The organism is Ruegeria sp. E5 (assembly GCF_056534105.1).
The window spans coordinates 282,641-300,244 of the sequence record NZ_JBQFPA010000003.1; the positions used below are offsets into that span (position 1 = coordinate 282,641).

Below are 17,604 nucleotides of genomic sequence, written 5' to 3' on the forward strand. Positions count from 1 at the left end.
TCAAAGCGGCCAGAACACAAGGATCGCGGGGATCGAGACCGCGATGATCAGGATTTCCAGCGGCAGCCCCATGCGCCAGTAATCACCAAAACGGTATCCTCCGGGACCAAGCACCAGCGTATTGTTCTTGTGCCCAATGGGCGTCAGAAACGCGGCAGACGCCGCAACGGCCACCGTCATCAGAAACGGATCGGGCGACACCTCAAGCGTGCGCGCCATCTGAATGCCAACCGGGGCGGCGACAATGGCGGTGGCTGTGTTGTTCAACACATCGGACAGGGTCATCGTCACGACCATCAGTACGGTCAGGATTGCCCAGGCGGGCAGGCCGTTGGTCAGCTGAATCAAGGCGTTGGCGATCAACTCGGTTCCGCCCGAGGTTTCAAGCGCGCTGCCCAATGGGATCATTGACCCCAGCAATACAACCACCGGCCATTCGATGTGGTTGTAGATATCCGCAATCGGCATGATCTTGGTCAGCACATAGGCGACGACCACGAACCCCAGTGCGATCGGCAGATAGATCAGCCCGATACTGGCCGCCAACACGGCTGCGGCAAACAGGCCGATGGCAAGCCAGGCTTTATCATTCGCGGTTACATTCAAGCCGCGCTCGGCCAGGGGCAGGCAGCCGAGCCACTCGGTGACATCGGGTGCTCGGTCGCGCGGGCACAGCAGCAATAAGATGTCGCCGGGCTCGACCTCGGTTTTGCGAACCTGACTGGTGATCCGGCGCCCTTGGCGTGAAATGCCCATCAGGACTGTACTCTGTCGCCAGGCCAGTCCTAACGCCTGCGCAGTTCGCCCAGTGATGCGCGCGCTTTCGGGGACAACGACTTCAACCACTTCCAGCCCTTCGCCTTCGGCAGTCAAAACCTCCTGCCGACGGGCGTCCGAGAAATCCAGATTGAGCGCGGCGCGGAACTCATCCAGCGCTTCGGGGCGTGCTTCCAGAACAAGCGCATCGCCTTCATGCAGGGTTGCGTGGGTTGATCGACCATAGCGTCGCTTTCCGTCCCGGATCAGGCCGATGATAGCGACGTCAGATTTCTCGGCGGCCTCATAAAGCTCACTGACCCGTTTCCCGATATGGGGCGATTCAGGCGGGATCGTCAGTTCGGCGATGTATTCGGCCAAAACTTCCGAGGTTTCTTCCTGCGCGCCGCGATTGGGAATGAGGCGCCAGCCGATCAGCGCGACGAACGCCAGCCCCGCAATTGCAGCCAATCCGCCCACCGGTGCGAAATCGAACATGTGAAACGGTTCGCCCAGTGTTTCAGCCCTGATCGAGGCGATGATGATATTTGGCGGCGTACCAATCAGCGTGGCCATCCCTCCCAGGATCGTCGCAAAGCTGAGCGGCATCAGGCTAAGGCCGACCGGGCGCCCCGCTTTGCGCGCGGTCTGGATATCGACTGGCATCAGTAGCGCCAGCGCCGCGACGTTGTTCATGAAGGCCGATAGGATCGCCCCGATGCCGCCCATTAGCGCGATATGCGCGCCCAATCCGCGCGATGCGTCGACCAGTGTGCGCGTGATCATGAACACTGCACCCGAGCGCACCAGACCGGCAGAAACCACCAGCACCAACGCCACGATGATCGTGGCCGGGTGCCCGAACCCGGCAAAGGCATTGTCAACGGGCACCACACCCAGCGTGACCGCGATCATCAAGGCGGTGAATGCTACAAGGTCATAGCGGAACCGCCCCCAGAGCAGCATTCCGAAAACGGCGATGAAAAGGGAAAAAAGAATGATCTGATCTGTCGTCATACCGCCACCATAGTCACGGGCGAAGACAGGGCAAGCCGCTCTCTTGATCCTTTGCCCCGCAAACGTCTATATGAGCGCCAAACACGCAATCACGATGACGAGGACGCACCATGGCAGGCCACTCCAAATGGGCCAATATCCAACACCGCAAGGGACGTCAGGACGCCGCGCGGTCCAAACTGTTTTCCAAGCTGTCGAAAGAGATCACGGTCGCCGCCAAGATGGGCGACCCCGATCCCGACAAGAACCCGCGCCTGCGTCTGGCGGTGAAAGAGGCCAAGTCGAATTCGGTGCCCAAGGACGTGATCGACCGTGCGATCAAGAAGTCCGTAGCAGGCGAGGGCGATGAATACGAAGAAATCCGGTATGAGGGCTATGGTCCCAACGGTGTGGCCGTGATTGTTGAAACGATGACCGATAATCGGAACCGTACCGCCTCGACTGTTCGTTCGACCTTTTCGAAGAATGGTGGAAACTTGGGTGAAACCGGCTCGGTCGGGTTCATGTTCGACCGCAAGGGCGAAGTTGTGTATCAGGCAGACGCAGGCGATGCGGATACGATTTTCGAAGCCGCGATCGAGGCCGGGGCAGAGGATGTCGAAAGCTCGGATGACGGTCACATCATCTGGTGCGCAGATACGGATCTGAACGATGTGTCAAACGCGCTGGAAGAGGCGCTGGGCGAATCCGAATCCACCAAGCTGGTCTGGAAGCCGACAACGACGACCGAGTTGGGTCTGGAAGACATGCAAAAGCTGATGAAATTGGTGGATGCATTGGAAGACGACGACGACGTTCAGCGCGTGACCACTAACTTCGAAGCGACCGACGAGGTTATGGCGCAGCTCTGATGTATCGGACACACGCCAGATGAACCAAACCCGGCCCAGCGGCCGGGTTTTTCTGTTGCAGCTGCGCGTTTTACACAAGCCTTGGTCCTGAAGCCTCTTGCGATTAAACTCAGATCATTGAGGCTGAAGGACCTGAAAGGCAACCGTAGGCACATCATGCAGAGCATCGCAAATGGCGAGTAAATCGACTGATCCGGCCCGACGAAATGTCCCGGTTCTGGCTAGCCAAAGTATCCTTTCCCAGGTGGCGTGGACTTTGGGCAGCCCGTCTATCGTATTGCCATTCCTTGCGGTCTCGCTGGAGTTACCGATGTTCCTTGCCGGCGCATTGGTGTCGATCCGCATGGTTGGCAGCATGATCTCGGACGTGTTTTTCGCCCGCTCCATTGCTGCGCAGGCGCGGAAGAAACGCGGGATTGCCCTGACCGAGATCGGAATTGGCGGTTGCCTTCTGATGGCCCTTTTGATCGCGGCCACCGGCAGTGTCTCATTGACGGCCATTGCCTTTGTGATCGCCTTTTTCATGATTGGGCTTATTGAAGAAAGCCAATCCCTGATGCTGTCTGACTTGTTGGGCGATCATCTGAAATCGAAATCCCGGATGGTTATCCGTTATCTCCAATTGGGCGCGGGAGGTCTTTGTGCCATCGGCTTGGTGTTGCTGATACACGAGATCACGAAAGAGTACCCGCCATTCTCGCGGCATTCCGCGGTGATTGCGGCCTCGGTCGTGTTTTTCTTGTTTTCAGCATTATGCATTCTCGGCATGGCCGAGATCGCCCCCGATGAGTCCTGTAATGGAAAACCCAAAGGTGCAGGGCGTCAATCGCTGCAGAACATCATCTCCGGCATCGTAAGTATGTTCGAACAGCCATGGTTCCGGCGCTATATGGCTCTGCGGCTTCCTTTGGTTGTCGTGTCGCTGTCGGTTCCGTTTTTTGCGCTCATCGCTGCCGAGGCACATCACAACTCGGCCAAGGGTTTGACGGCCATGATCATCTCATCCGCGTCCGGCTATCTGGTCTCGGCACCCTTGTGGCAACTGGTGAACATGAAATCACACCGTACCGTGATGGTCGCGGGCAACTTGTTGGTCGCAGTGACAGGGATCGTTTTGTTGGCGTTCCACTATGCCGGTATCGATCACGAAGTTCACTTGCACGCCATTGCCCTGTTTGTCGTCTCGGTGGCGACAACTGGAATTTCCAGTGCGCGCCAGCTGTATTTTTTAGATGTTGCGCCCAAGGAACAACGTATTCAGGGCGCAGCAGCCATCAAATCCATCTGCAGACTCGCTGCCGTTGCACTGTCTGCAATTTTGGCTGCGGTTGCACATATGCACGAGGTTGCCGCTGCCATCGTGTTTATCGTGCTGGCCAGCATCTGGGCGGCATTTAGCTGTTACCGCATCGCGAAACCGCAAAAGGCTGCAGAGTCGCAGGCCTAATGTGCCGCTGGCGCGATCAGTTGCTGCGTTGCCGCGCGGCGTACCGCTTGGGTCAAGGGTGCAAGGGCAGGGGCAAGGACGCGCCCGATCTGCCAGGTCAGTTCGATATCGAGCGGCGCATCGGGGATTACTTCGCAGATCTGCCCATTTGCGATCGCTCTTCTTACAAGGCTTTCGGGGTTCATACCCCATCCTAATCCGGCGATTGCCGCGTCAACAAAGGCATTTGTGGACGGCAGAAAGTGAGACGGTGGCGAAAGACGGCTGCCTGTCTGGGCATATATCCAGGATTTCTGCAGATTATCCTTGCGGTTAAAGGTCAAGCAGGGGGCCTGTGCCAGGGATTTGGCGGAAACCCCATCAGAAAACCACCGTTGCATGAAGCCGGGGCTCGCGGTCGGCAAATAGCGCAAAGTGCCCAACGCAATGGCATCGCATCCGGTAATGTTTTGACCACCCACCGTTATCGCCGCACTTACGTCGCCACGCCGCAGCCAGTCAGCCGAATGGTCCTGATCGTCAATTACAAGGTCGAACAGTATGTCTTCGGCGCGCGCCATCGCGTCGATAAACCACGTGGCCAGACTGTCAGCCGGTAGCGCGACGCGAACCCGTACCGGACCTTCACGCTGATCCAAAGTCAGCTCTCGCGCCAGCTTTGCCTCCAACAGGCCGATATCTTCGGCATGACGGGCGATCCGCAGACCCGCCGGAGTGCCGATGCATGGGGTGCCGCGATGAATAAGGGCCGCACCAACACGATCCTCCAGCGCCTTGATCCTCTGCGAAATAGCCGACGGGGTGACGGATAGCTCTGCGGCTGCGGCCTCAAAGCTGCCGTGTCGCAAGATCGCCGCCAATGCTGATAGCTGATGAGGATCGAGGAGCATTAGAGTTACTTAATCTGGGTAATCATCATTAATTTGATAGATTCATACCGGCCATGTAGTCAACGAGCATCGACAGGAGGCTGCATGTTCCCATCAATGATTGCGGGGTTTGCCCTGAGTTTTAGCCTTATATTGGCGATAGGCGCTCAGAACGCCTTTGTTCTGCGCCAAGGCCTGCGGCGCGAGCATGTCTTTGCACTGTGCCTGACCTGCGCAGTGTCTGACGCGATACTGATCGGGGCGGGTGTTGCAGGGTTCGGCACCCTGGCTCAGGCCGCGCCGTGGTTTGAAACGGTGATGCGCTATGGTGGGGCAGTGTTTCTGATTTGGTACGCCCTACGAAGTTTTGGGTCTGCCTGGCAGGGAGGGGCGGTGATGGATACCGCAACAGGGCAGCACACCAGTCTGCGTGCGGCCATGCTGACCGTGCTGGCCTTCACTTGGCTCAACCCCCATGTATATCTGGATACGGTCGTATTGATCGGGTCGATATCGGCCCAATATCCAGATCGCATGGGGTTTGCGATAGGGGCGATGACTTCGAGTTTCGTTTTCTTCTTTTCGCTCGGCTACGGTGCCAGAGTGCTTTCACCGATTTTTGCCCGCCCGCGCGCATGGCAGATTCTTGATTTTATCATCGGAATCGTGATGCTTATGATCGCGTTGAAACTTGTTATCATGTGAAGGGTTGTCCCGGATCAGAATTCGGTGTTCAACCGTTTGTATGACCTCACCTAATGATCAGCACCGCCCGCTTGTTGGCATGTTTTGGATGCTTGCGGCCGGGCTGTCCTTTGTGGGCATGAATGCGCTGGTGAAGGTGCTGGGAACCAGCATGAACCCCATTCAAGCGGCATTCTTGCGCTATGTCCTGGGTCTGGTGTTTCTTTTGCCCGCAATCCGGGCGATCCTCGGAACTCCATTGACCCCGCGCAATCTAACGCTGTTTGGACTACGCGGAATGGTCCACGCCATCGCCGTCATGCTGTGGTTTTTTGCGATGACGCGCATCCCCCTCGCCGAGGTGACCGCGATGAATTACATGACACCTATCTACGTCACGGTGGGTGCGGCACTGTTTTTGGGTGAAAAGCTAGCTTTTCGTCGTATCGCCGCGATTGGGGTCGCTGTGATCGGAGTAGTGATCATCCTGCGCCCGGGCTTTCGCGAGATTTTGCCCGGTCACATAGCGATGCTGGGGGCTGCACTAGCGCTTGGTGGTTCCTATCTGCTGGCCAAAGTGATGGTCCGTGATATCCGTCCCTCAGCCGTTGTTGCCCATCTTTCGATATGGGTCACCATCGCGCTTATCCCTTTCGCCGTCGCGGTTTGGGAGCCGCCCAGCCTGCGCGATCTTGGTATACTTTTCATCGTCGCCAGCTTTGCGACTGCGGGGCACTATTTCATGACGCTTGCATTGCAGGCTGCCCCGGTGGCCGTGACCCAGCCGGTGACGTTCCTGCAGCTGATCTGGGCCACTTTGCTCGGCGCTTTGGCCTTCCATGAACGCATCGACATTTGGGTAATTGCAGGAGGCACTCTGATCCTGGCTGCCGTCAGCTTCATCACCTGGCGTGAAGCCGTGCTGAGCCGTGGCGGCACACCGCCGCAAGGTTCTGAGACCCCACCGGCGAAACCAAGAACCGTTATTGATTGACGAGTCAATAAAAACCGCTTAGCCTTCCTTGCACTCAGGTATGGCGAAGAGGCGAAGATGCCAAAACTCGGAATGGAGCCGATCCGGCGGGACGCGATCGTCAAGGCGACGATCGCCGAGCTTGGCGCGCAAAAATCCCTTGATGTCACCGTTAGCCAGATCGCCAAACGCGCAGGGATGTCCAGTGCATTGGCGCATCATTACTTTGGGGGCAAAGAACAGATATTCCTAGCCGCGATGCGGCGTATCCTGACGGATTTTGGATCTGAAGCGCGCGCGCAACTCAGCACGGCAGATCCGGAAGAGCGCGCACAGGCCATCATTCGTGCCTGTTTCGCGCCATCATGTTTCACACCGGATGTTATCGCAGCTTGGATGACTTTTTATGTTTTGGCTCAAACCAACGATGATGCGCTGAGGCTCTGGCAAATCTATCAGGCACGCATCCGCTCGAACCTGATCCATGCGTTGCGCCCACATATGAGTGACCCGAGCGAGGCTGCCGAAGGTATGATCGCGCTGATCGATGGGTTGTACATCCACTCTGCACTGAATTCCCCACAAGAGCCGCAGCGGGCAGTCACCCATGCGCTGCGGGTACTGAGAGTTTTCCTAGAGGCCGAAAAATGACAAAGCCGAATATTCTGATCCTGATGGTGGATCAGCTCAACGGGACCCTCTTCCCCGACGGTCCTGCAGAATGGTTGCATGCGCCGAACCTGAAGAAGCTGGCGGCAAGATCAACGCGTTTCGCAAATGCATACACTGCTTCGCCGCTCTGTGCTCCGGGACGTGCGAGCTTTATGTCGGGTCAACTGCCATCGCGCACTGGCGTCTATGACAACGCCGCCGAGTTCAGCAGCGATATCCCGACCTATGCCCACCACCTTCGTCGTGCAGGATATTACACCTGCTTGTCCGGCAAGATGCACTTTGTTGGCCCAGACCAGTTGCACGGGTTCGAAGATCGTCTGACTACTGATATCTACCCGGCAGATTTCGGTTGGACGCCGGATTATCGTAAACCCGGTGAGCGCATCGACTGGTGGTATCACAATATGGGCTCGGTCACTGGGGCAGGCATTGCCGAGATTTCCAACCAGATGGAATATGATGACGAGGTCGCTTATAACGCCAAGGCCAAGCTATATGACCTTGCACGCGGCAAGGATGATCGCCCCTGGTGTGTGACCGTCAGCTTCACGCACCCACACGATCCTTACGTGGCGCGACGCAAGTACTGGGATCTGTATGAAGATTGTGAGCATCTTGAGCCACAGATCGCGGATCTGGGATATGACAATCAGGACCCGCATTCCAAACGTATTTTCGATGCCAATGACTGGCGCAGCTTCGACATAACGACCGAGGATATTCGCAAATCCCGTCGCGCCTATTTCGCCAATATCTCATATCTGGATGACAAGATCGGTGAGATACTGGAGGTTCTGGAAACGACGCGTCAAGAGGCGATCATACTGTTCGTGTCCGACCACGGCGACATGCTGGGTGAGCGCGGGTTGTGGTTCAAGATGACTTTCTTCGAAGGCTCTTCCCGCGTGCCGCTCATGATTTCGGCCCCCGATCTTCCAGTTGGTCGCATCGATACACCAGTTTCGACGATCGATGTGACACCGACGCTTGGTACGCTGGCGGGCGTCGATATGGCTGAAATCTCACCTTGGACGGATGGTGAGGACCTTGTTCCGTTGGCAAAGGGCACAGACCGAACCGCGCCGGTTGCAATGGAATATGCCGCCGAGGCCTCATACGCTCCTTTAGTCTCTTTGCGTTATGGCAAGTGGAAATACAATCGCTGTACATTGGACCCCGATCAACTGTTCGATCTCGAGGCTGATCCGCATGAGATGGAAAATCTCGCTGGTCTGCCCGAACATGCAGGCACCTTGCAAACACTGCGTGCTAAATCCGAGGCGCGATGGGATTTGGATCGCTTTGATGCCGATGTGAGGGCCAGCCAAGCCCGGCGCTGGGTGGTTTATGAGGCATTACGGCAGGGTGGCTATTATCCTTGGGACTATCAGCCTCTTCAGAAAGCGTCTGAACGGTACATGCGCAATCATATGGACCTGAACGATGTCGAGGATAGCCAGCGTTATCCACGTGGCGAGTAATCCTTTACATTTTTGAAATTGCACCCGTCGGAAATGCGGAGATTTTTCGTCGAAAAATCTTGCCCCGAAGGTGAACGGAGACACGAATATGGAAGCAGATTTTGTCATTGTTGGCGCCGGTTCTGCTGGTTGCGCGATGGCTTACCGTCTGAGTGAGGCCGGAGCCTCGGTTCTGGTGATCGAGCATGGCGGCACAGACGCCGGACCCTTCATCCAAATGCCTGCCGCCCTAAGCTATCCGATGAATATGTCGCGATATGACTGGGGCTACAAATCCGAACCCGAACCACATCTGAACAATCGTCAACTTGCTTGCCCTCGGGGCAAGGTGATCGGAGGGTCTTCTTCGATCAATGGCATGGTCTATGTGCGCGGTCACGCGCGAGATTTTGACACCTGGGCCGAGATGGGCGCAGATGGATGGTCTTACGCAGATGTGCTGCCGTACTACAAACGCATGGAAACCTGGCATGATGGTGGCCATGGCGGTGATCACACCTGGAGAGGCACGGATGGACCTCTGCACGTGTCGCGAGGGCCTCGTGAAAATCCGCTGTTTAAGGCGTTCGTCGATGCAGGTCAGCAGGCTGGATATGAGGTCACTGGCGACTATAACGGTGAGAAACAAGAAGGTTTTGGGCCGATGGAGCAGACCGTCTGGAAAGGACGGCGCTGGTCGGCGGCGAATGCGTACCTTAGGCCAGCGCTCAAGCGGCAAAACTGCGAAATCATCCGGGGTCTTGCGGCGCGCGTGATTATTGATTCTGGGCGCGCATCCGGGGTCGAATTGATACGGGGTGGCAAACGGGAAGTGATCACAGCGCGGCGCGAGGTTGTATTGGCGGCTTCGTCTATCAATTCGCCTAAGTTGCTGATGCTTTCGGGGGTTGGACCCGCGGCGCACCTGGCTGAGCACGGTATCAAAGTGGTCGCCGACCGCCCTGGCGTCGGCGCCAATCTGCAGGATCACCTAGAACTTTATATCCAACAGGCCTCGATACAACCGATCACGCTATACAAGCATTGGAACCTGATCAGTAAGGGGATGATCGGGGCGCAATGGTTGTTTACCAAAACCGGCCTTGGCGCATCGAACCAGTTTGAAAGCGCCGCCTTTGTGCGTTCGAAACCGGGTGTGGAATATCCTGACATACAATATCATTTTCTGCCGATGGCGGTTCGCTATGACGGGCAGGCGGCAGCCGAAGGGCACGGATTTCAGGCGCATGTGGGGCCAATGCGGTCGCCCTCGCGCGGCGCTGTGACTCTGCGATCTGCCAAAGCCGAAGACGCGCCGGTGATCCGGTTCAACTACATGAGCCATGATTCGGATTGGGAAGACTTCAGAACCTGCATTCGCTTGACCCGAGAGATCTTTGGACAGCAGGCGTTCAAACCCTTTGCCGGTAAAGAGATCCAACCGGGGGCGGAGGTTCAGTCGGACGATGAGCTAGATGCCTTTATCGCCGAGCATGCCGAAAGCGCCTATCACCCTTGCGGGACTTGCCGCATGGGCCGTGCGGATGACAAGGATGCCGTTGTCGACCCGCAAGGGCGTGTGATTGGGGTGGATGGATTGCGCGTCGCCGATAGCTCGATTTTCCCGCAAATCACCAATGGCAATCTGAACGCGCCGTCGATCATGGTGGGTGAAAAGATGTCGGACCATTTGCTGCAGAAAGACCCTTTGCCCAAAGCGAACGACCAACCCTGGATAAGTCCGAGATGGGCAACGGCACAGCGCTGACACATCCAAAACCCACGGCGTGCATTTATCCTGAAAGCTGGTTGATTGCGCTCAGAATTTGATCGGCGTCAAAGCGGAGTGCGACAGTCATGTTTAGCCTTGGGATGTAACGCTGAAACAAGGAGCCAACTGGATGTCTCATACCCCGCATGAACTGGCTGAAGAGTTCCCCGACAAGCTCGAAGTGATGAGCCAGCTCAAGCAAACGGATGCGCATTTTGCCCGACTTGCGGATGAGTATCATGAGGTCAACCGCACCGTGCATCGGGCTGAAACCAATGTTGAGCCGATGGAGGAATTGGCCGAGGTTGATTTGCGAAAGAAACGCGCGGCGCTCAAGGACGAGATCTGGGCGATCTTGTCAAAAAGCTAAGGATTAGGCGGGGGCTCTGCCCCCGGACTCGCAGGATATATATGGCCAGATGAAGATCAGGTGACCTCATAAGGCAGGGTGCCGCGGCTATGGGCGTCGATGGTCAGGCGGCGCTCTAACGGTGGGACCGATCTTTGGTGGCAGGTCTGGCGCTCGCAGATGCGGCAGGATATGCCGATGGGCTCGTAAGCGCTCGCGTTGTTTATGTCGAGATTATCGGCGTAGACCAATGCTTCGGCATGACGAACCTCACATCCCAAGGCGATGGCATAGCGGCGGACAGGAGCACCGAACGAGCCTCCGGATTTTGAAACATCACGAGCCAATGAGATATAGCGGACGCCATCCGGTGTCTCGGCTAGCTGTTGCAGGAAATGACCCGGGGTCTCGAATGCCCGGTGGACATTCCAGAGTGGGCAGGCACCGCCGAAACGGGCAAATTGCAAGCGCGTAGCTGAATGGCGTTTGGTGATCGTTCCGGCCTGATCGACACGGACAAAAAAGAACGGAATCCCCTTTGCGCCGGGGCGCTGTAGCGTGGACAGGCGGTGCGCCACCTGTTCAATCGACGCCCCGAACCGGTTGCTGAGCAGCTCCAAATCGTGCCGATAGTCCTGCGCTGCGGATAGGAAAGCGCCGTAAGGCATCAGCGAAGCCCCGGCAAAATAGTTGGCGAGGCCAATCTTGGCGATGGCTCGGGCCTCATCGCTTTGGAAACGGGCGAAATCTAGCGTTGCTTCAAGCAGCTTATCCTGACTGATCAACGCCACCTGCAGCAGCAGTTGGAAGACCTGCGTTTGTGGTGCGGCGCGCGAGGAAAGGCGCAGGGTTTTGTCACCAGCATTGTAGCTGCGTAAGGTTTCTGTGTCGGCGAAAGTGACGTGAATGCCGCGTTCTGACAGGCTGTTCAGGGCGACTTGCCGAATATCGCTGGTTTCATCGGCACGGCTGGCGAAGCGTTCGGCGGCGCGGTCAACGGCGTCAATATAATTGTCGCAGTAGTGAAAGAAATCGCGCACCTCTTCCCATGGGCTGGCCTGAATACGGGCATCCTCGCGGCCCAATGCCTCGTCGAGCGAGGCGAGGCGTTCATGGGTCTGGCGATAGGCGCGGTGTAACTCGATGAACGCGCGTGCAAGCGCGGGCGCATTTGAGGCGGTGAGCCTGAGATCAGCCAGAGGGGGCGCCGTTTCGGCGAACACCGGATCGGCCAGTGCTTCGCGCATATCCGAAACCAATCGTTCGCTATCCCCTGTGCTGAGTTCGGTCACATCCATACCAAACTCTTGCGCTAGTGCCAGAACAACGGTCGTCGAAATCGGCCGGTTGTTATTCTCCATCTGGTTCAAATAGGGCAGTGAAACGCCCAGTTTTGCGGCGAAATCCTTCTGCGTGAGGGTCAGGCGTGTGCGCATTTCGCGCAGCTTGGCGCCAGCGTATAGTTTCTGAGTGGCCATGGCGGTTCTTTGCAGCTTTACTGAATCTGCAGGCTAACTTTGCAAACCCTGTCGCGCAAGCCGTCTACAGACCCAATTGCCGTTCGCGCCAGATAACAACGCTGATCGCGCAGATTGCCAGGGCGGCGGTTGCCAGCATCAGCCAAAGCAGAGGCATCGCGCCTGTCTCATGCGTCAGCAATGCGCCTGCCAATGCGCTGAGTGCCGCGCCGCCGCCCAACATGATCGCACCGCTCAAACCAGAGGCTGTAGCCGCAAGATGCGGGCGGACCGAAAGCGATCCGGCGGTTGCATTTGGGATCGCCATGCCGTTGCCCAACCCGACGAAGGTCATCAGGCCGAAGAAGCTGAGAGCCGTTCCCAAATCCACTAGGAACAACAAAGCTGATAGGGCCACGCCAATTGCATTCAGCCAGCATCCCCAGCGCACCATTCGGTTGACACCGAAGCGAACCGAGAATCGACCGCTGATGAAGTTACCGAAGAAATAGCCAATCGCAGGCGCACCAAAGTAGATGCCGACCTCGGCGGCTGTCATGCCGAACACTTCGGTCCCGATAAAGGGTGCGCCCCCGAGATAGGCAAAGAACGCACCTGAAGAGAACGCTGAGGACAGGGAATAGCCCCAGAAGCGGGGCGATTTCAGCAGTTCAGGGTATTCGCGAAATTGCTGCATCAGTGTTTTGCCGCTTGCGGCGGCGGTTTCGCCAAAATCTTGGTAGGTCAGCGCCAGCGCTAGTGCCGCAAGGGCAAAGGGTAGCCAGAAATTGGCTTTCCAGCCAAAAGTTTCTTCGAGAAGCCCGCCGACAGCAGGGCCGATCATCGGGACGACTGCCATCCCCATGGTGACATATCCGAGCATCGAAGCAGCCTGGTCCTGTTCGTACATGTCCCGCACAGCCGCACGGCTTAAGACAATACCAACGACAATGACGGCCTGAAACATTCTGAAGGCCAGAAAGGTTTCGACATTTGGGGCGTATATACACCCGAGCGTTGCCAGCAAAAAAAGGGCGAGTCCCCACAGCAGTACAGGCCGACGTCCGGCCTTATCGGCGATGGGTCCTATTAAGATTTGCAGTGCCGCGTTGACCAGAAGATAAAGCGCGATCGAAAGCTGCATCACCTTGTAATCAGTCTGAAAATACGTCGCCATAAAGGGAAGGCTGGGCAGATACAGATTCATGCTCAGCGCCGACAATCCTGACAACAAAACGAGTGTTGCAAGCGTGGGGGGCGTGCGGCTGACAGAGGGTGAACTGAACTGCATGGTTTACCTTTAGACCCTGATCGCGCGAAATGCCATCGGCAGTTTGGCTTGTTGTGTTAATTAACAAATTTGCAGTTATCTCAAATAGTGTTGCCAAATATTTGCAAATTTGCCGAAAACTTCTTTGGCCGCCGATCCCAACTCGTTATGGTCGCGCAAATTCTCTTGGGAGACTACCGACATGAAAGACATCCTTTCCGAGCTCGAAGGCCGTCGCAACAACGCGCGATTGGGTGGCGGGCAAAAACGCATCGACTCGCAACACGCCCGCGGAAAGCTGACGGCACGCGAACGGATCGAGTTGCTGGTAGACGAAGGCAGCTTTGAAGAGTTTGACATGTTTGTCAGCCATCGCTGCACTGATTTCGGGATGGAGAAACAAAAGCCTGCTGGTGATGGGGTGGTCACAGGCTGGGGTACGATCAATGGTCGAATGGTCTACGTCTTCAGCCAGGACTTCACCGTATTCGGCGGCTCGCTGTCAGAAACCCATGCGCAGAAGATTTGCAAGATCATGGACATGGCAGTTCAAAACGGAGCGCCGGTGATCGGGATCAACGACTCGGGCGGCGCGCGGATTCAGGAGGGCGTCGCTTCATTGGCCGGATATGCTGAGGTGTTCCAGCGTAATATCATGGCCTCAGGCGTTGTTCCGCAGATCAGCGTGATTATGGGGCCGTGCGCAGGTGGTGCGGTTTACAGTCCTGCAATGACCGACTTCATCTTCATGGTCAAAGACACCTCGTACATGTTCGTGACCGGCCCAGACGTTGTGAAGACCGTCACCAATGAGGTCGTGACGGCGGAGGAACTGGGAGGGGCTTCGACCCACACCAAAAAGTCGTCGGTCGCTGATGGCGCGTTTGAAAACGATGTGGAGGCGCTGGCCGAGGTGCGCCGTCTTGTCGACTTCCTTCCGCTCAACAATCGCGAGAAACCGCCGGTTCGTCCGTTTTTTGACAGCCCTGACCGGGTCGAGACATCGCTGGATACGCTGATCCCGGACAATCCGAACACGCCGTACGACATGAAGGAACTGATCACCAAAGTGGCGGATGAGGGTGATTTTTACGAGATTCAGGAAGACTACGCTAAGAACATCATCACCGGTTTTATCCGGCTTGAGGGGCAGACCGTGGGCGTCGTGGCCAACCAACCCATGGTATTGGCAGGATGTTTGGACATCGATAGTTCCCGAAAAGCGGCCCGGTTCGTGCGGTTCTGTGATTGCTTTGAAATCCCGATCCTGACGCTGGTAGATGTGCCGGGCTTTCTGCCGGGGACGTCGCAGGAATATGGCGGCGTGATCAAACATGGTGCGAAGCTGTTGTTTGCCTATGGTGAGGCAACGGTTCCGAAGGTTACGGTGATCACGCGTAAAGCTTATGGTGGTGCGTATGATGTGATGGCGTCGAAACACCTGCGCGGCGATTTCAACTATGCCTGGCCCACGGCTGAGATCGCGGTGATGGGTGCAAAGGGCGCGACCGAAATCATCCACCGCGCCGATCTCGGCGATTCCGATAAGATCGCGCAACACACTCAGGACTATGAGGACCGGTTCGCAAATCCCTTCGTTGCGGCCGAGCGCGGCTTTATCGACGAGGTGATCATGCCACAATCGACCCGCCGCCGTGTATCACGTGCATTTGCGAGCCTGCGCGGCAAGCAACTGAAGAACCCTTGGAAAAAGCACGACAATATCCCGCTGTAAATGCCCGCCGAGGAGGCCCGAGCCGTAAATGCCCCGATTGACCGGACATAAGACCGTGCAGGTTGCAACCACTCTGCACGCTCCCCCGGAGGAAGGAGGCCGCCGCTGGCGGATCCGGGGATGCGCCGGGGTTATTACGTTGCTGGTCGGAGTAGGTTCGGCGCTGGCCTCAAACCTGCTGCCCGTGCCATCGGGTCAACCGGTCGAGCTTAGCGATGTGCTTCTGGACACCAATCCGGGTGAGCTTTGGGTGCGGTTTAGGTTCATTGCACCCAAGATCGGATCGACTGCAGGTCGTATCACATATGATGTCGCCGTAGTCGACATGGAGCATTTGTGTGAAACACTGGCGGTGCCTTACGTGGCCCAGCACGAATTGCAGCCTGCCCGGATTGTGATTTCGTTTTCGGACAGACCGGTAGCGTTCGGCACCTCCGAACCTGACGCAACGCAGTTCTTCGAAGCCTACCGGCTGGATCAATCCCGGTGTATCTGGGAGGGGCTCTGACCATGAACCAACAATGTCACAGTCTCAGAGTGTCCCGATACAGTGATGCAGCTCTGGAGGTTCGCATGATCACTTCAATCCCGCAGGCATGTCCGATGGCCTGCCATATCTGGAACTTGTCCGTTGAGGTTTCGCAATGCTGAAACATCGCGGTTTCCCCGGACGTTTGCCCGGAACAGACTTCCAGTTCACCATTCGGCGGGCCAATCCCAAGGGCGTTACGCCGCTGACCCAGCGAGAACGCTTTCGCGATCGCAAACCCGCCGATAAGCGCGCAGATGTCGCGTTTATCGAGGCGTTATGGGCGCATTTTGGTGATCAGCCCTTTGAGCGAGGCAATCTGGACGCGGGCCGTCTAAGTTGGCTGTTCGGGCGTGAGGTTGTCGCCGCCGAAGACCCGTTTGATCCTGCAAGCTACGATGCTCTGCTGGTGATCAATCTGGACGCCGCGCGCCAATCTTTCCCTGACGTGTTCGACGGAGTGCGCTGATTGTGACCGGGGCTGCCGCACATAACACTCAGATGATCAGTGACACTGGAACCCTGCCCGCTAATGGGCAGGGTAGGCTGTTTTCATCAGAAGTTGAGTTGCGCGGCCAACTGGACACGATTGCCGTCGAATGTGTCGCCGGAAATTGTGTCGTTCCGCTCGCCATAGATGTATTCGGCGCTGAGCGTCAGGTTGTCTGTCGCCTTGTAAAAGGCATTGACGTGGATCGTCTCAAGCTCGGTGAACGACAAAGTACCGGTCGATGTAGGCAGGTCGTAGTCTTCCTTGCCATAGGCGATGCCGACGTTCCATTTGGAACTCAGGTCCTGACGGAATTCGATGGTGTAGCCTTCAACATCGTTGGCCTGACCCCCGACGACTGCGTCGCCCAAGCCGATCAGGTAGGGGCCAAGTGCCTCGCCGTTGACATAGTTGACCTGGAACAACCCACCTTCCCACGGTCGGATCGAGCCCGACAAAGAGAAACCGGTCTGATCGACCTCGACGTCGCCGGATTGCGCCTTGCCGTAGAGCGCCGAGGCACGAGCGATGTATTTGCCATCGTTGTATTCGACCGAACCAGTCAGCACAGGATCATCCGAATCCGAGCCGCCGACGTTTTCTTCAACGGAAACGGCGAAGGTGGTATTCGATCCGATATTGTTGGTGTAGCGCACCTGCGGTACGCGCGCGAAAGCGATCCCGACCGGCCCGTTAAATTCCACCGAGGTCGGGTAGGTGTCCAGAGGTTGGAAATTGGTCCAGTATTGTCCGATCAGCCATTGTTCCCCAATTCGGATATTGGCATGACGAATTCGGAATTCGGCGGTTCCGTCCGAGCCGAAGGCATCGACTTCGATCTGGCCCTGAATGTCACCGATTCCCGAAGGCGTGCTGGTGCGCAGCCCGATACGAGACTGACGGACTGTGGCGCCAAACGTTCCATCCGTCTCGGCCGAGGGTTCACCAATCACGTTTACGAATGCGGTGTCGCCCTGATCGTATTCGAAGTCATAGAAGAAGTCGGCTTTGACATAACCGTAGACGTCCAGAGTGGTGTTGCCGATCTGCAGATCCCCAGTGCCAGACCCGGGATTGGAGGATTCCAGCGCTTCGACCCGGGCGCGCAGTGCAGCCAATTCAGCCTGAGTTTGTGCATCTTGCGCCAAGGCTTGCATACCGGTCACGGAAAGCGCGCTGGCAGCAAGCAGGCTGGCGGTTTTACCCTTTGTTATCATATGGATAGTTCCTTGTGTGCGAGTGTGCAGGGGCACCGTTCCACGCAACTGAAT

At 56.9% G+C, this 17,604-nt stretch carries 16 protein-coding genes; 11 read left to right on the top strand and 5 right to left on the bottom strand.

Going from position 1 to position 17,604, the window contains the following annotated elements; genetic code table 11:
* Positions 1–1,773: an SLC13 family permease gene (locus tag ACR0BI_RS13345; RefSeq protein ID WP_170732952.1), complete on the bottom strand. Its 1,773-nt coding sequence runs from the start codon at positions 1,771–1,773 to the stop codon at positions 1–3.
* 110 nt (positions 1,774–1,883) lie between these two features.
* On the opposite strand from ACR0BI_RS13345, the gene ACR0BI_RS13350 reads away from it, so the two are divergent.
* The gene (locus tag ACR0BI_RS13350; RefSeq protein ID WP_170392173.1) at positions 1,884–2,624 is read left to right on the top strand and encodes a YebC/PmpR family DNA-binding transcriptional regulator; all 741 of its coding nucleotides are present in this window, start codon (positions 1,884–1,886) and stop codon (positions 2,622–2,624) included.
* Positions 2,625–2,796: 172 nt separating this feature from the next.
* On the top strand, positions 2,797–4,071 hold the full coding sequence (locus ACR0BI_RS13355; protein ID WP_480503498.1) for an MFS transporter: 1,275 nt from the start codon (positions 2,797–2,799) through the stop codon (positions 4,069–4,071).
* On the opposite strand, the gene ACR0BI_RS13360 is transcribed toward ACR0BI_RS13355, so the two are convergent.
* Positions 4,068–4,961, bottom strand: a complete 894-nt coding sequence (locus tag ACR0BI_RS13360; protein WP_170392170.1) for a LysR family transcriptional regulator ArgP — start codon at positions 4,959–4,961, stop codon at positions 4,068–4,070. The two genes, ACR0BI_RS13355 and ACR0BI_RS13360, sit on opposite strands and share 4 nt — an antisense overlap.
* A gap of 84 nt (positions 4,962–5,045) precedes the next feature.
* On the opposite strand from ACR0BI_RS13360, the gene ACR0BI_RS13365 reads away from it, so the two are divergent.
* The 6 genes from ACR0BI_RS13365 (at position 5,046) to ACR0BI_RS13390 (ending at position 10,873) form a co-directional block, all read left to right on the top strand.
* Complete coding sequence (locus tag ACR0BI_RS13365; RefSeq protein WP_480562391.1) at positions 5,046–5,645, top strand: LysE/ArgO family amino acid transporter; 600 nt, start codon at positions 5,046–5,048, stop codon at positions 5,643–5,645.
* A gap of 40 nt (positions 5,646–5,685) precedes the next feature.
* Positions 5,686–6,618, top strand: a complete 933-nt coding sequence (locus ACR0BI_RS13370) for a DMT family transporter (protein WP_170392166.1) — start codon at positions 5,686–5,688, stop codon at positions 6,616–6,618.
* Positions 6,619–6,675: 57 nt separating this feature from the next.
* Positions 6,676–7,248, top strand: coding sequence for a choline-binding transcriptional repressor BetI (gene betI / locus ACR0BI_RS13375; RefSeq protein ID WP_170392164.1), 573 nt, complete (start codon positions 6,676–6,678; stop codon positions 7,246–7,248).
* A complete protein-coding gene (gene betC / locus ACR0BI_RS13380; protein ID WP_170594688.1) occupies positions 7,245–8,753 on the top strand; it encodes a choline-sulfatase in 1,509 nt (502 codons plus the stop codon). Before betI ends, betC begins: the two co-directional genes overlap by 4 nt.
* An 88-nt stretch (positions 8,754–8,841) precedes the next feature.
* Positions 8,842–10,500, top strand: coding sequence for a choline dehydrogenase (betA, locus tag ACR0BI_RS13385; RefSeq protein WP_170392160.1), 1,659 nt, complete (start codon positions 8,842–8,844; stop codon positions 10,498–10,500).
* Between the two features lie 133 nt (positions 10,501–10,633).
* Positions 10,634–10,873, top strand: a complete 240-nt coding sequence (locus tag ACR0BI_RS13390) for an HP1242/YdcH family protein (protein ID WP_170392158.1) — start codon at positions 10,634–10,636, stop codon at positions 10,871–10,873.
* Between the two features lie 56 nt (positions 10,874–10,929).
* Here the strand turns inward: ACR0BI_RS13390 and ACR0BI_RS13395 are convergent, their stop codons facing one another.
* Both ACR0BI_RS13395 and ACR0BI_RS13400 read right to left on the bottom strand, forming a co-directional pair.
* Positions 10,930–12,330, bottom strand: coding sequence for a helix-turn-helix transcriptional regulator (locus ACR0BI_RS13395; RefSeq protein WP_170392156.1), 1,401 nt, complete (start codon positions 12,328–12,330; stop codon positions 10,930–10,932).
* Between the two features lie 64 nt (positions 12,331–12,394).
* Positions 12,395–13,600 (bottom strand): multidrug effflux MFS transporter, encoded by a 1,206-nt coding sequence (locus tag ACR0BI_RS13400; RefSeq protein WP_170563891.1) that lies wholly within the window; start codon positions 13,598–13,600, stop codon positions 12,395–12,397.
* Between the two features lie 181 nt (positions 13,601–13,781).
* On the opposite strand from ACR0BI_RS13400, the gene ACR0BI_RS13405 reads away from it, so the two are divergent.
* From ACR0BI_RS13405 to ACR0BI_RS13415, 3 genes are all read left to right on the top strand, one after another.
* Positions 13,782–15,314, top strand: coding sequence for an acyl-CoA carboxylase subunit beta (locus tag ACR0BI_RS13405; protein WP_170392153.1), 1,533 nt, complete (start codon positions 13,782–13,784; stop codon positions 15,312–15,314).
* 28 nt (positions 15,315–15,342) lie between these two features.
* Entirely contained in the window at positions 15,343–15,822 is a 480-nt protein-coding gene (locus tag ACR0BI_RS13410) for a DUF6497 family protein (RefSeq protein WP_480562390.1), read from the top strand.
* 136 nt (positions 15,823–15,958) lie between these two features.
* On the top strand, positions 15,959–16,312 hold the full coding sequence (locus tag ACR0BI_RS13415; protein ID WP_170392151.1) for a hypothetical protein: 354 nt from the start codon (positions 15,959–15,961) through the stop codon (positions 16,310–16,312).
* 86 nt (positions 16,313–16,398) lie between these two features.
* Here ACR0BI_RS13415 and ACR0BI_RS13420 read toward each other — a convergent pair whose 3' ends face one another.
* Complete coding sequence (locus tag ACR0BI_RS13420) at positions 16,399–17,550, bottom strand: DcaP family trimeric outer membrane transporter (RefSeq protein ID WP_480562389.1); 1,152 nt, start codon at positions 17,548–17,550, stop codon at positions 16,399–16,401.
* Between the last annotated feature and the right edge of the window lie 54 nt (positions 17,551–17,604).

Coding starts and splice junctions, on each gene's coding strand:
- ACR0BI_RS13345 (WP_170732952.1), bottom strand. CDS start 1,773: ATGACGACAGATCAGATCATTCTTTTTTCCCTTTTCATCGCCGTTTTC.
- ACR0BI_RS13350 (WP_170392173.1), top strand. CDS start 1,884: ATGGCAGGCCACTCCAAATGGGCCAATATCCAACACCGCAAGGGACGT.
- ACR0BI_RS13355 (WP_480503498.1), top strand. CDS start 2,797: ATGGCGAGTAAATCGACTGATCCGGCCCGACGAAATGTCCCGGTTCTG.
- ACR0BI_RS13360 (WP_170392170.1), bottom strand. CDS start 4,961: ATGCTCCTCGATCCTCATCAGCTATCAGCATTGGCGGCGATCTTGCGA.
- ACR0BI_RS13365 (WP_480562391.1), top strand. CDS start 5,046: ATGTTCCCATCAATGATTGCGGGGTTTGCCCTGAGTTTTAGCCTTATA.
- ACR0BI_RS13370 (WP_170392166.1), top strand. CDS start 5,686: ATGACCTCACCTAATGATCAGCACCGCCCGCTTGTTGGCATGTTTTGG.
- betI (WP_170392164.1), top strand. CDS start 6,676: ATGCCAAAACTCGGAATGGAGCCGATCCGGCGGGACGCGATCGTCAAG.
- betC (WP_170594688.1), top strand. CDS start 7,245: ATGACAAAGCCGAATATTCTGATCCTGATGGTGGATCAGCTCAACGGG.
- betA (WP_170392160.1), top strand. CDS start 8,842: ATGGAAGCAGATTTTGTCATTGTTGGCGCCGGTTCTGCTGGTTGCGCG.
- ACR0BI_RS13390 (WP_170392158.1), top strand. CDS start 10,634: ATGTCTCATACCCCGCATGAACTGGCTGAAGAGTTCCCCGACAAGCTC.
- ACR0BI_RS13395 (WP_170392156.1), bottom strand. CDS start 12,330: ATGGCCACTCAGAAACTATACGCTGGCGCCAAGCTGCGCGAAATGCGC.
- ACR0BI_RS13400 (WP_170563891.1), bottom strand. CDS start 13,600: ATGCAGTTCAGTTCACCCTCTGTCAGCCGCACGCCCCCCACGCTTGCA.
- ACR0BI_RS13405 (WP_170392153.1), top strand. CDS start 13,782: ATGAAAGACATCCTTTCCGAGCTCGAAGGCCGTCGCAACAACGCGCGA.
- ACR0BI_RS13410 (WP_480562390.1), top strand. CDS start 15,343: ATGCCCCGATTGACCGGACATAAGACCGTGCAGGTTGCAACCACTCTG.
- ACR0BI_RS13415 (WP_170392151.1), top strand. CDS start 15,959: ATGCTGAAACATCGCGGTTTCCCCGGACGTTTGCCCGGAACAGACTTC.
- ACR0BI_RS13420 (WP_480562389.1), bottom strand. CDS start 17,550: ATGATAACAAAGGGTAAAACCGCCAGCCTGCTTGCTGCCAGCGCGCTT.